Source organism: Rheinheimera gaetbuli, from assembly GCF_054781935.1.
The window spans coordinates 65,422-79,047 of sequence record NZ_BAAGTL010000004.1 but is presented as its reverse complement, the minus strand read 5'-3'; the positions used below and the strand labels follow the sequence as shown (position 1 = coordinate 79,047).

Sequence of the window (13,626 nt, the reverse complement as noted above, 5' to 3'; positions counted from 1 at the left end):
AGTCGTGGTTGGGATCGAACATTAAACGTGGCTAACTTAAGCTATTGTTAGTTAAACAGATAAAAGGCGGTGGTCTTATTGTGACCTACGTCAATTAAGTCGTACTGTTGCATTTGTGGCAACAATTGCTGAATTTGCGTTTCCAGTGCATCCAGTTGCTGCAGGTTGGCGCACATAGCGCCACCGCGCTGTTCCAGTAGTTGAGATTTATCTTTCATGCGCCGCTCCAAGTCGGTGCCAAAGCGCTCCATCCGCTCGCCAAAGGCCTGCATGCGCTGCTCAAAAGTTCCTTCACCGCTGGCCATCGCTTTGCCGATAATGGTAAAAATACTGCTCATCGACTGCGTTACTGCGTGCTCTATTGCCTGTTCAAATTCAGGGCCGAAGGCCTTGTCAATGTTGTCAAAGCGGCTGCCGTAAATGTAGATGTTATCGCCATCACGATTAACCACACCGGCAGCTGTAGTGCGAATGTTGTCCAGCGCAGTTTGCAGTGCAGGATGCTTATCCAGCGTCTCACCGGTCAATTCGGTCAGTACTGAGTTGACAGCATCGGCTGCCAATACCAGCGCATCTTCAACCAGACTTACCGTTTCTAATGTTTGTGTACGAATGCCGGCGTGATACTCGCGCAGCAAAGCGCGGGTGTTGCTATCAGTTTTTACGGCTTTGCCTTCCAGCCACAGCTCGCCGTTGTCGTTGATGCGCCACAACTCAGTGCCAGCATCTTGCATGCTGACCTGAGCACTGCTAATAGCCAGATCTTTATCAAAGTTAACATTGCAGCTGCTGTTGTCATGTGCCATAACGGCACTGCTTAAACTGGTTAACATAAAACCGCCGGCAATAAGTAAGTTTTTCATTTTGGTTATCCTTCTGGCCTTTAGCCGTTATTGATTACGCCATAGCTATTACAAAGTTGATGCCAAAATTTAAGTCTATGTTATTTATCAAAAAATTTAAATTCTGGCGTTAAATATTTTCCCGAGATTAGTGCTTTTCACTATTTTTTGGTCTATTTATTAGCGCGGTGGTATAGCAAAGCGGTAGTTTTTAATTACTTATTGGAATAAAGAAGAGAGATCCATTCTTTTACCGATATACATATAGACGGCTAAAATGCCTGCAATTATCGTGTGCAGGGTGTTTTATGCTTTTATCTTCGTTAGTGGCGCAGGCCAGTCCGTTGTCCGAGCAGCAGGTTAGCCAGTTGCAGGGTTTAGTCAGTCAGTTAAACCCTATTCAGCAAGCTTGGGTTAGCGGTTATCTGGCAGCCAGTGCTCAGCTTGCCGGGCAATTAGCCGGACAGCTGCCCGGACAGGCAGCTGCTGCGCAGGCCACTGCCAGCGCCAGCCTGACCATTTTATTCGGCTCGCAAACCGGCAATGCACGCCATGTCGCCGAGGCCTTAGCAAAACAAGCAAAAGCTAAAGGTATCGTTGCCAATGTTATTGATATGGCTGAATATAAAACCACTCAGCTGAAGAATGAGCAATATTTGGTTATTGTTACCTCTACCTATGGTGAAGGCGAACCGCCGGAAAACGCCATTGGCCTGCATAACTTTTTATTCAGCAAAAAAGCGCCTAAGCTGCCGGGGTTAAAATATGCGGTGCTGGGCCTGGGTGATACCAGCTACGAGTTTTTCTGCAAAACTGCGCAAGACTTTGATCAGCGCTTAGCGGAGTTGGGTGCTACTTCCGTGTTGTCGCGCGTCGATTTAGATGTTGATTACCAGGCACAGGCCGACAGCTGGAGCAACGAGCTGGTTAGCAAGCTAGAACCGGAGCTTAACGCCTCTGCCACGCCGTCAGCGCAGGTTATTGCCTGGCCCCGCGTGGATTCGCCCGGCGCTGACATTACTTCAGGCAGTGTTAGCCAATACAGCAAGCAGCAACCCTTTGCGGCTGAGCTGTACACCAACCAAAAAATTACCGGCCGTGACTCCACTAAAGATGTGCGCCATATTGAAATTTCATTAGCCGACAGCGGTTTAACTTACCAGCCCGGCGATGCGCTGGGCGTGTATTTCCTTAACGACCCGGCGCTGGTGCGCGAGCTGCTGTTATTAACGGCGATAGCCCGCGATACACCGGTTACGCTGTCAGATGACAAACTGACTGTAGAGCAGGCACTGACCGAACAGTTGGAACTGACGCAGTCTTATCCGGCCTTTGTTGAGAAATACGCTGCTGCCACCAACAATGCGGCGTTAACTGCACTGGCAGCCGATAAAGCCGCGCTGCGCGCTTATATCAACGAGCGGCAAATTATTGATATTGTGCGTGATTATCCGGGTTTGCTCAGTGCGCAGCAGTTAGTTGATGCGCTGCGTAAGCAGCAACCACGGTTGTACTCTATTGCCTCAGCTCAGGCTGAGGTAGAAGACGAAGTGCATTTAACCGTGGGCGTGGTGCGCTACGACGCTTACGGCCAGCCGCATTTGGGCGGTGCCTCCGGCTTTTTAGCCGAACGTTTAGCTGAAGGCGATAAGGTAAAGGTATTTGTTGAGCAGAATAACAATTTCCGGTTACCGGCTAGCGATGACACGCCGGTGATTATGATTGGCCCGGGCACGGGTATAGCGCCGTTTCGCGCCTTTTTACAACAGCGTGATGCCAGCGGCGCCAGTGGTAAAAACTGGCTGTTTTTTGGTAATCCGCATTTTACCCAAGACTTTTTATACCAGCTGGAGCTGCAAAATTACCTTAAGCGCGGCCTGTTAACTAAGCTTGATGTCGCCTTTAGCCGCGATCAGGCGGCTAAAGTGTATGTGCAGGACAAACTACGCCAACATGGCAGCGAAGTATGGCAATGGCTGCAAGACGGCGCCCACTTGTATATTTGTGGTGACGCCAACCGTATGGCGAAAGATGTGCAACACGCTTTACTGGATATAGTGCAACAATATGGCGGTAAAACCGCTGAACAAGCGCAAGCTTACTTAGACGAATTACGTGTCGCAAAACGTTATCAGAAGGACGTGTATTAATGAGCCAGTATCCAATTAATCCAGATTTAGTGGCACCGGGTGCACTGTCTGATAACGAGCGCTTAAAAGCAGAAAGCGGGCATTTGCGCGGCACCATACAAAGCGACCTGAAAGATGAGATCACCGGTGGTTTTAACGGTGATAACTTTATGCTGATCCGCTTTCACGGCATGTATCAGCAGGACGACCGTGATATCCGCGCTGAACGCACTGCGCAAAAACTGGAACCGCTGCACAATGTCATGCTGCGCGCCCGGATGCCGGGCGGCATTATTACCCCGCAGCAGTGGTTAGCCATTGATAAATTTGCGACCGACAACACTATGTACGGCAGTATCCGCTTAACCACGCGGCAAACCTTTCAGTTTCACGGTGTGTTAAAACCGCATATTAAGCCGATGCACCAGTTTTTACACAGTATTGGCATTGATTCTATCGCCACCGCCGGCGACGTTAACCGCAACGTGCTGTGCACCTCTAACCCGGTAGAGTCTGAGTTACATCAACAAGCCTATGAATGGGCGGCGAAAATCAGCGAGCATTTACTGCCGAAAACCCGCGCCTATGCTGAAATTTGGCTGAATGAAGAAAAGGTGGAAACCACCGAAGTAGAGCCTATCCTCGGTGATAACTATCTGCCGCGCAAGTTTAAAACAGCGGTAGTTATTCCGCCGCACAACGACATTGACGTACACGCTAACGATTTAACCTTTGTTGCCGTAGCCGAACAGGGCCAGTTGGTAGGCTTTAACGTGCTGGTTGGCGGCGGTTTAGCCATGACCTTTGGCGATGACGCCACCTACCCGCGCATGGCCGACGATTTAGGCTACGTTGCACTGGAGCACACGTTAAAAGTGGCTGAGCATGTGGTAACAGTGCAGCGCGATTACGGCAATCGCTCAAACCGCAAAAATGCCAAAACCAAATACACCATTGACCGCATTGGCCTGGACGCCTTTCGTGCCGAAGTGGAAGCGCGCACCGGCGTGGCCTTTGCACCTGTGATGCCATACAGCTTTACCAGCCGCGGCGATCGTATCGGCTGGGTAGAAGGTATCGACGGCAAGCACCACCTCACACTGTTTATTGAAAACGGCCGCGTGCTGGATTTCCCGGGCAAGCCGCTGAAAACCGGTTTGGCGAAAATTGCCGCTGTGCACCAAGGTGACTTGCGTATGACCGCCAACCAAAACCTGATTATTGCCGGGGTGCCGGCAGCGCAAAAAGCCGAAATTGACGCTATTGCCCGCAGCCATGGTTTAATTGATGATGGCCACAGCGAACAGCGCAAAAATTCAATGGCTTGCGTGTCGTTCCCCACCTGCCCGCTTGCGATGGCTGAAGCCGAGCGCTATTTACCGGAATTGGTAACCAAGGTAGAAACCTTACTGGGCAAACACAGTGTTGCCGACGAGCATATCGTACTGCGGGTGACCGGCTGCCCGAACGGCTGTGGCCGCGCCATGCTGGCTGAGGTAGGCCTGGTAGGCCGAGGCCCGGGCAAATATAACCTGTATCTGGGCGGTAACCGTGAAGGTACCCGCATTCCGCGCCTGCTGCTGGATAACGTTGCTGAAGCCGACATTCTGGAGACGCTGGACGGCTTAATTGGCCGCTGGGCTACTGAGCGCAGCAACAGCAGTGAAGGCTTTGGTGATTTTGTGATAAGGGCCGGTGTAATAGCACCGGTAGTGGTGCCAAAAGATGACTTCCATAGCTAAGTCGCAACACACAGATTACCGCGCTATTTTGCAGCAGGATGCTGCAACGCAGCAAGCCTGGCTGGCTGACATTAACCACCTGCTTACGCCGCTAAGCGCGGCAGAGCGCGTGCGCTGGGCACTGGATAACCTGCCGCAAAATCCGATGCTCAGCTCCAGCTTCGGCATTCAGGCCGCGGTAATGCTGCATCTGGTAACGCAGCAACAGCAGGATATCCCGGTGGTATTAACCGATACCGGCTATTTGTTCCCTGAAACCTATCAGTTTATTGACCGGCTTACTGAGCAACTTAAACTCAACCTGAAAGTATACCGCGCTGAGCTAAGCCCGGCCTGGCAGGAAGCCCTCTTTGGCCAGCTGTGGCACAGTGCTGAGGGCATCAAACAATATAACCAACTGAATAAAGTTGAGCCGATGCAACGCGCACTGCAGGAACTGAATGTCGGCAGCTGGTTTACCGGGTTGCGCCGCAGCCAGAGCAGCAGCCGCGCCGATAAAGCTATAGTCGAGATTAGCCGTGGCGTGGTAAAAATTCAGCCAATTATCGACTGGAGTAATAAAGACGTGTTTTATTACTTAAAAGAACATGGCTTAAATTATCACCCGCTGTGGGAACAAGGTTATGTCTCGGTCGGCGACACCCACTCAACCCGCAAGCTGGAGCTGGGCATGAGCGAAGAAGATACCCGCTTTAACGGCTTTGGCCGCGAGTGCGGCCTGCATATGGACGGTGATGGTATCTAGTTAGGTCTAAAAAGAAAAAATCTATTTTCGCTTTTGCTCACTGTCTGCCATAGTTTGTGATGGCAGTGAAATCCTGACGCAGAGTGACGCTATGAAGATAATTGGCACCAGCATGATGATCGGCTGTTTATGTCTGGTGGCCTCTGTCATAGCAGAGCAACTTAATTTGTATACAGAACACTTCCCTCCCTACAGCTATATTGAGGCAGACAGCATCACCGGGCTTAATACCGAATTGGTGCGGCGTAGCTGTGAAAAAGCAGGGCTAACCTGCCAGTTTCAGCTGTATCCGTGGCTGCGTGCTTATGAAGCCGCCAGCAAAGATCCAAAAGGCGCTTTATATTCCACCTCACGCAATGCCTTACGCGAGCCACAGTTTAAATGGGTCGGACCGCTGGCCCACTCTAAAGCCAGTATGTACCGCTTAAAAAGCCGGCCTGAGATAAGCCCGGGTACACTGGACGATGCCAAACGCTATGTTATCGCTGTTGCCCGTGGTGACGTATATGAAATGTATTTACAAAGCAAGGGCTTTGAAAATGGTGTAAATCTGCTGGGTCTGGCGGCTAAATCAGATGCAGTAGCGCTGTTTTTACAGCACAAAGTTGATTTGCTGATAGCGTCTGAACTTATTCTGCCGGTTTGGTTGGCAAAATATCAGCAAAGCATTGATATTGTCGAGCCGGTGCTGGATTTATCGACAGTCGGTGCCAATTATCTGGCGTTAAACCCAGCGGTGCCCGATAGTATAGTGCTACAACTGCAACAGGCGCTGGATCAGCTATATGCCAGTGGCGAATTTCAGCAACTGAAAACGCATTATCTGCAAAACAACGCCAGCCATTAAGACTGGCCAGTTGAGAAACAAGCTAGCCGCCCCTATCTAAGACAAGGCTGCGTAAAGTCGATATCAATCGCAAAAATTGATTAAACCAATTTGTTTTATTCGTTTTGACTATCAGATGCAGCGCGTTAAACTGCATAGCGTTGAAACACGAACTGTTAATTAACCTAAGGAGCAAGACTATGTCTTCTATTATCAACACTAAAATCAAACCATTTAAAGCCACTGCTTTTCATCACGGTAAGTTCGTTCCTGTTTCTGACCAGGATTTAGCTGGCAAATGGTCTGTAGTGGTATTTTACCCAGCCGACTTCACTTTCGTATGTCCAACTGAACTGGGCGACCTGGCTGATTTCTACGCTAAGTTCCAGGAAATCGGTGTTGAAGTGTATTCAGTATCTACTGACACTCATTTCACGCACAAAGCCTGGCACGATGCGTCTGAAACCATCAAGAAAATCAACTACCCGATGATTGGCGACCCAACAGGTACTATCACACGTAACTTCGGTGTAATGATTGAAGAAGAAGGTTTAGCACTGCGCGGTACTTTCGTGATTAACCCTGAAGGCGAAATCAAAGTTGCTGAAATTCATGACCTGGGTATCGGCCGCTCTGCAGCAGAATTGTTCCGTAAAGTACAAGCTGCACAGTATGTAGCTAACCACGATGGCGAAGTATGTCCTGCTAAGTGGACGCCGGGTGAAGCAACGTTAGCACCATCTCTGGATCTGGTTGGTAAGATCTAAGTAGTGCAACAAGCTGCAGTTACTGCAGCGGGATCTGGTTACAGCCTGCGTTAAGAAGCTGTAGCTCAGCTTCCCTCTGCCAAACTCCGGTTTGGTATCCGGGCAGGCAACACCTGCCCGGCTTACCCCAAAACTGAATATTCACAGTCTGTTTTACAGGCTGACGCTTTGTGACGCTGATTTTTTATCGTCTTATTATTTACCCAGTTAATTTTCCGGGAGTTTTTATGTTAGATACTAACCTGAAGCAACAATTAAAAACCTATCTGCAGAACCTGAAAACGCAGGTTGAACTGGTGGTATCTCTAGACGATAGCGCCAAAGCTGCTGAAGTAAACGCCCTGGCAAGCGACATTGCCGAATTATCTGATTTAGTGTCATTGCGCCGCGATGACAATGCCCTGAGCCGTAAACCGGCCATGCTGGTGCGCTCAGTTGCCAACGACACCCACATTACCTTTGCCGGTGTGCCACTGGGCCACGAATTTACCTCACTGGTACTGGCGCTGCTGCATAGTGGAGGCCACCCAATTAAGGTAGAAGCCGACACCATTGAGCAAATCCGCCAGTTACAGGGTAGCTTCGCCTTTGAAACCTATGTGTCATTAAGCTGCCAAACCTGTCCGGAAGTCGTACAAGCGCTGAATATAATGTCAGCCATTAACCCGGGCATTACCAACGTGATGATCGACGGTGCCATGTTCCAACAAGAAGTGGCCGAAAAAAACATTATGGCGGTGCCATCAGTGTACTTAAACGGCGAACTGTTCTCACAAGGCGCCATTACGCTGGAAAAAATCATCCAAAAACTGGATGTAAATGCGGAAAAACGCCAGGCCGAAGCGCTGAAAAACAAAGCTGACTTTGATGTACTGGTAGTGGGCGGTGGCCCGGCCGGTGCTGCAGCGTCTATTTACGCCGCCCGTAAAGGCTTAAACACCGGTATCGTTGCCGAGCGTTTTGGTGGCCAGGTTGCCGATACCGTCGGCATTGAAAACTTTATTTCGGTGCAGTACACCGAAGGGCCAAAGCTGGTGAACAGCCTGGAAGCCCATGTACGTGAATATAATGTCGATATTATGAATAACCAGCGTGCTGTGGCGTTACGTAAAGACGGCAAGGTACAGCTGGAGCTGCAAAACGGCGCTGTGTTAAACAGCAAAACCGTGATTTTAAGCCCCGGAGCACGCTGGAGAGAAATGAACGTGCCAGGCGAGCAGGAATACCGCGGTAAAGGCGTAGCCTACTGCCCGCACTGTGACGGCCCGCTGTTTAAAGGCAAAAAAGTTGCGGTGATTGGTGGCGGTAACTCCGGCATTGAAGCGGCTATCGACTTAGCCGGTATTGTTGAGCACGTTACCGTACTTGAGTTTGCTGCCGAACTGCGCGCCGATGCGGTACTGGTGAAAAAAGCCAAATCGATGGGCAATATCACTATTATCACTGAAGCACAAAGTACCGAAGTTACCGGTGACGGCAGCAGAGTAAACGGCATTAACTACACCGACCGTAAAACCGGTGATAAGCATCATATTGAACTGGCCGGTATCTTTGTACAGATAGGCTTGGTGCCAAATACCGAATGGTTACGCGGTGCCGTGGAGCTATCGCCACGCGGTGAGATTATTGTTGACGAGCGCGGCCAAACCTCAGTGCCTGGCGTATTTGCTGCCGGTGACGCCACTACGGCGCCGTACAAGCAAATTATTATCGCTATGGGGTCAGGCGCCAATGCTGCGCTGGGTGCCTTTGACTATATGATCCGCAACTAAGCATGTAGTTGCTAAGCGCAAGTTACTAAACGTTTTTCGTTTCATCTCCACTCTCTGTTTTGCGGCAACTCCGGTTGCCGCTTTTTTTATGCCTGTCGTAGCGGATGATCCAGCGGCACGCCGAGTTTATCCAGCATCTGGCGGTTAACACTTTTTGGCCGCAGCGGCGGGATCACTAAGGTAGTGATTTGGTTTAGCCGGGCCTGCGCCAGCGCCGATATCGGGATCAGCTCAGCGCGGTGCTGCCAAATGGCTAAATCGGCGGCTTCGTACAAGATAACCTGATGTGTTGGCGGGTACCACTGCAGCAAATGCTGGCAGAGGATATCAATATAACCGCTGTCGCTTTCCAGCTTCGCTAAGCTAAAATCACCGGCTATCGCCACCTGCCATAAAATCAGATAGGCCGACACATCTACCGTGCGCTGGTAAAACAAAAACTGGCTGGCTTCAAACTGCTGGCAGCCTTCAGCTACAGGATCTATACCTAAATCGGCATACAGGCAGGCATCGGCAGCAATACCGGCCTGCATTTTTGCGTTATACCCCAGCGCCGTTAGCTGGCGGATCGCTTCATGCGGCGGCCAGCTGGCTACGCCCGGGTGGCCATAACAAGCCCACACCACATTCTGGCCAGCGGTTACTGCGGCAATTACGGCATCCAGCATCGCCTGATAACTCTGGCTACGCGGTTGGCCCGGCTGGTAAAACGGCTGCAAATCGACCAGCTTGGGGTTTATTTGCTGTAAAAAACCGGCCAGATAGTGGGTGTTGCTGTGAAAAAACACCACATCGGCCGCCGCCAGCTGATTACGCGCCAGCTCAGTTAACTGGCTGCCCAGCGTAATACCCAGGCCAATGCAGGTTAACTGACCCGATAACACCATTAGTGCGTTGAACGCGCTGGTGCATCAAAGAAAAAGTACGCTGTGGCCTGCTGGGTGGCGCCAGTCAGTATTTCTACTGCATTTTTGTCACCTTGTAATACAGCAGCAACCTCTATTGATGTCAGGCCATAATCGGCCATAGTGTTTTGTGGGTTAGATGCAAAAGCGGCCTGTAAAGCCGGGTTAGTTGCGATGGCGGAGATAAAACCAGCTAATTGAGTCATGGTGTTTTCCTTGTAGTTTATGTTTACATTGTTTATACACAAACAACATACTATGTTTTTTCTGTTAGTTGTCAATGCGTTAATTAGCCTGGCTAGCCGCCATAGTACAGTTTCTGCCGGCTGCTTTGGCTTGATACAAGGCGGCATCGGCTTGCTGCAGCAGTTTATCAAAGTCAGCACTGCTGCTACTGGCAATGCCAAAGCTGGCGCTCACCGTTACCTGCACGTCGTCAAGCTGCACCGGCGTTGCCGCTATACTGCTGCGGCATAGCTCGGCTATATGTTCAGCGTGCTGCAGGTCGCAGCCGGGTAAAAACAGTGCAAATTCTTCACCGCCAATACGGGCCAGTATGTCTTGTTTGCGAATATGCTGCTGGCAGCGCTGTGCTATAGCTTGCAGCACTTTATCGCCGGTAGCGTGGCCGTATTGGTCGTTAATTTGTTTAAATAAATCAATGTCGAACACTACTAAGCTATGTTGTTCTTGTTGGCGGCGGTTTTGCAGTTGACGGCTTACCGTTTCGCTAAAATAACGCCGGTTAAACAAGCGGGTTAAAAAGTCGGTAGTGGCCAGCCGGTTTAGCGCCACCCGTTTGCTGTTTAATACATAGATCACCAGTAGCAGCAGGGTTAGCAAAGCCACTGAAATAAGCCCGGTGCGTACTTTTTCGTCACGTTGTAGCTTGCTTTCCAGTTGCAGCAGGTCATTCTGGCTTTGCAGCAATGCCAGTTTGTTTTCGCTTTCCATAAAATCGGCCTGCGCCAGATAATAGGCCACACTGCGCTGTTTATATTCGTCGATATAGGCATTTAGCGCGGCAATATGTTGCTTATAGGCCTGGGCAGCCGCCACTATATCGCCCTGTTTTTCATGCAGTTGGGCAAGTAATAACAACGCTTCGTTTTCTGTACGGCTGTCGCGCAACTTAGCTGCCAGTTGTTGTACCTGCTGCAGTTCTGCCAGTGCGCCCGGTAGTTCATTCAGTTGCAGCTGGGCATAACCTAAAAAGTAGCGGCTGCGTAAGATGGCATAAGGAAAACCGATTTGCTCCAGCTCGGGCAACATGGCTTGCATACTGGCTTTAACCGCCGCCGGGTCGGTATTAATATCCACTTCTGCTTTAAATTGCTGCAGGGTATGGGCCATTAAGGGCTCCATCGCCTTTTCGCATAGATTTTTAGCATTAGTTGTCAGATCAGCAGAGTAAGATTGACGTAAGCGCACTAAAGCATGTGTTTGCAACACGGCACTGATACAAAGTTCACGATCTGTCTTGGAAGCTTCAGCAATTAATTTAGCGTAGTTAAGTGCTTTATCATAAACACCGGCACTGAGATGAAGTTGAGCAGCAACAGTATAAACATTGGCACGCAGAGTACTGTCGTTAATGTCCCCAACACTTGTTATGGCTTCGTACAGAAAACTATAAGCTTTACCAAACTGCTTAATTGACTCATGCATATTGGCAAGCAATAGGTTTGCTTTCGTATTACTGTCAATAAAAGGACTACTTTTAATTGATTCAGCCAAGCTAATAGCATCGCTGAGCCCGCCTTGAATAGCAGACAGATATGCTTTAATGAAAATATACTGATGTTCTTGCTTCAAAGTTAGCGTTATATTTTCTAACTTCTCCAACGTTTGACGGGCATTTGCAGGATCGCTTGTCCGGAGCAATTCTGCAGACCGCAAAATTTGATCTACATCGGCTGTAGTTGCGGAATGTGCATACGCACCAGAAAGCAGTGCGCATGCTATAAAAAGGCTCTTTCCAAAGCCTGTCACGGCAGACTATTTTACTGGGAAGTAAAACGTCACCGGGCTAACTGCTTTACCCGTTAGTTTTTCTACCTGGGCTTTATCACCTGATAACACCGCTTCTACTTCGTGGCTTTGCAGGCCGTAGTTTTGCAGCGCTTGTGCAGGAGCGGCAGCGTATTCCTGCTGTAATTTAGGGTTGGTGGCTAACTCTTCAATAAATTTGCTTAAACCTGACATATAAACTCCATCTCTGCTTATTGATTTTCTGATCCCGAAATGCGGTGCGCACTTACCGCTGCGCCGTACTTTAGTGTAAATAACCGCAGCTGACAACAGGCTGTTGCTATGCTGGGTTTGTTAATCCGGCGCATAAGCATATAAGCGGGCGCATTAATTCCTTTTAGTTATATATGAGCGTAATTAACTATTTAATAAAAGCCATACAGACGGCTATTCTGCCAGCCTGAAACTTAGTAGCAACCTGATAGCAGGAGCTGGCGTGCAGTACTTACCTTTATTTGTAAAGTTAACCGATAAACCGGTGCTGATTGTCGGCGGCGGCTCGGTAGCACTGCGCAAAGCCGGTACCCTGCTAAGCGCCGGTGCAAAATTAACGGTAGTGTCGCCAGAATTTGCCGCAGAGTTTGTGCAGTGGCAGCAACAAGGCCAGGCCGAATTAATTCATGGCTACTTTAGCCCTGAGCTATTGGATGGCAAGTTGCTGGTCATTGCCGCCACCGATAACGATGACGTAAACGCGGCAGTATATGACGCTGCTACAGCACGCAATATGCTGGTAAACACGGTAGACGACCAGCCGAAATGCGGTTTTATTTTTCCGTCGATTATCGATCGCAGCCCGATTTTAATTGCCATCTCCAGCTTTGGCACTGCGCCGGTGTTGGCGCGGCGCTTACGCGAAAAACTCGAAGCTTTGCTGCCGCAACATCTGGGCCCATTGGCTGAGTTAGTTGGCCGCTTTCGCCATAAGGTTAAAGCCAAAATCAGCGGCTTTGCTGCCCGGCGGCAGTTTTGGGAAAAAGTATTTGATTCAGACGTAGTGCGCGACGTGCAGGCCAATCAGTTACCTCAGGCAGAACAGCGGCTGGCGCAGTTGCTGGACGAACCTTTGCAGCAAGCCGGTGAGGTGTATGTGGTGGGCGCCGGCCCGGGTGACCCGGAGTTGCTGACGTTAAAAGCGCTGCAGTTAATGCAACAAGCCGATGTGGTGGTGTACGACTATCTGGTTTCGGCACCCATTATGGAATTGGTGCGCCGTGATGCCGAGCGCATTTGCGTCGGTAAAAAGGCAGGCGACCACTCGGTGCCGCAGCAGGATACCAACCAATTGCTGATCGATTTAGCCCTGGCTGGCAAAAAAGTCTGCCGCTTAAAAGGCGGTGACCCGTTTATTTTTGGCCGCGGTGGCGAAGAAATTCAGGCACTGTTGCCGCACAACATCGCCTTTCAGGTGGTGCCAGGCGTGACGGCCGCCGCCGGTTGTGCGGCCTATGCCGGCATACCGCTAACCCACCGCGACCATGCGCAAAGTGTGCAGTTTGTTACCGGCCACTGCCGGCCCGATGGCAGCGAGCCAGACTGGCACAGCATGAGCAAAGCTAAGCAAACGCTGGTGATCTATATGGGCCTGATGAAAGCCGGCCACATTCAGCAGCAGCTGCTGGCAGCCGGCCGCAGTGGTGACACACCTGTGGCGATTATAGAAAACGGCACCCGCCGCGACCAGCGCATTGTCACCGGCACGCTGCAACAACTGGCCGATTTAGTTACACAACACCAGGTTAGCTCGCCGGCGTTGCTGGTAATAGGTGAAGTAGTAGCGTTACAACACGATTTACATTGGTTTGGTCAGCGGCCGCAAGCAGCGGTATTTGGCCAAGCCCTTACCAGAATGGCATGAGGAACAAGA

General features: G+C 50.3%; 12 protein-coding genes. 7 read left to right on the top strand and 5 right to left on the bottom strand.

All coding sequences use genetic code 11. The features are described from left to right. Window positions 1–47: 47 nt before the first annotated feature. A complete protein-coding gene (locus tag ACYVIC_RS04570; protein ID WP_460857686.1) occupies window positions 48–863 on the bottom strand; it encodes a DUF2884 family protein in 816 nt (271 codons plus the stop codon). Window positions 864–1,150: 287 nt separating this feature from the next. On the opposite strand from ACYVIC_RS04570, the gene ACYVIC_RS04565 reads away from it, so the two are divergent. The 6 genes from ACYVIC_RS04565 to ahpF all read left to right on the top strand — a co-directional run bounded on the left by ACYVIC_RS04565 (window position 1,151) and on the right by ahpF (window position 8,823). Then, entirely contained in the window at window positions 1,151–2,992 is a 1,842-nt protein-coding gene (locus ACYVIC_RS04565; protein WP_460857684.1) for an assimilatory sulfite reductase (NADPH) flavoprotein subunit, read from the top strand. Next, a complete protein-coding gene (gene cysI / locus ACYVIC_RS04560) occupies window positions 2,992–4,713 on the top strand; it encodes an assimilatory sulfite reductase (NADPH) hemoprotein subunit (protein WP_460857682.1) in 1,722 nt (573 codons plus the stop codon). Before ACYVIC_RS04565 ends, cysI begins: the two co-directional genes overlap by 1 nt. Continuing rightward, a complete protein-coding gene (locus ACYVIC_RS04555) occupies window positions 4,697–5,458 on the top strand; it encodes a phosphoadenylyl-sulfate reductase (RefSeq protein WP_460857680.1) in 762 nt (253 codons plus the stop codon). Before cysI ends, ACYVIC_RS04555 begins: the two co-directional genes overlap by 17 nt. A 91-nt stretch (window positions 5,459–5,549) precedes the next feature. Next, window positions 5,550–6,305, top strand: a complete 756-nt coding sequence (locus tag ACYVIC_RS04550) for a substrate-binding periplasmic protein (RefSeq protein ID WP_460857679.1) — start codon at window positions 5,550–5,552, stop codon at window positions 6,303–6,305. 179 nt (window positions 6,306–6,484) lie between these two features. After that, window positions 6,485–7,051: an alkyl hydroperoxide reductase subunit C gene (gene ahpC, locus ACYVIC_RS04545; protein ID WP_460857678.1), complete on the top strand. Its 567-nt coding sequence runs from the start codon at window positions 6,485–6,487 to the stop codon at window positions 7,049–7,051. A 227-nt stretch (window positions 7,052–7,278) separates the two neighbouring features. Beyond that, a complete protein-coding gene (gene ahpF, locus ACYVIC_RS04540; RefSeq protein ID WP_460857676.1) occupies window positions 7,279–8,823 on the top strand; it encodes an alkyl hydroperoxide reductase subunit F in 1,545 nt (514 codons plus the stop codon). A gap of 86 nt (window positions 8,824–8,909) precedes the next feature. On the opposite strand, the gene ACYVIC_RS04535 is transcribed toward ahpF, so the two are convergent. The 4 genes from ACYVIC_RS04535 to ACYVIC_RS04520 form a co-directional block, all read right to left on the bottom strand. Then, window positions 8,910–9,710 (bottom strand): SAM-dependent methyltransferase, encoded by an 801-nt coding sequence (locus tag ACYVIC_RS04535; RefSeq protein WP_460857675.1) that lies wholly within the window; start codon window positions 9,708–9,710, stop codon window positions 8,910–8,912. After that, on the bottom strand, window positions 9,710–9,934 hold the full coding sequence (locus ACYVIC_RS04530) for a hypothetical protein (RefSeq protein WP_460857673.1): 225 nt from the start codon (window positions 9,932–9,934) through the stop codon (window positions 9,710–9,712). Before ACYVIC_RS04530 ends, ACYVIC_RS04535 begins: the two co-directional genes overlap by 1 nt. Window positions 9,935–10,013: 79 nt before the next feature. After that, window positions 10,014–11,396 (bottom strand): GGDEF domain-containing protein, encoded by a 1,383-nt coding sequence (locus ACYVIC_RS04525; RefSeq protein WP_460857671.1) that lies wholly within the window; start codon window positions 11,394–11,396, stop codon window positions 10,014–10,016. 330 nt (window positions 11,397–11,726) lie between these two features. Then, on the bottom strand, window positions 11,727–11,933 hold the full coding sequence (locus ACYVIC_RS04520; protein WP_460857670.1) for a hypothetical protein: 207 nt from the start codon (window positions 11,931–11,933) through the stop codon (window positions 11,727–11,729). Between the two features lie 262 nt (window positions 11,934–12,195). On the opposite strand from ACYVIC_RS04520, the gene cysG reads away from it, so the two are divergent. Beyond that, window positions 12,196–13,617 carry a siroheme synthase CysG gene (gene cysG / locus ACYVIC_RS04515; protein WP_460857668.1) on the top strand — a complete coding sequence of 474 codons (1,422 nt, stop codon included), beginning with the start codon at window positions 12,196–12,198 and terminating at the stop codon, window positions 13,615–13,617. The last annotated feature ends 9 nt before the right edge of the window (window positions 13,618–13,626 follow it).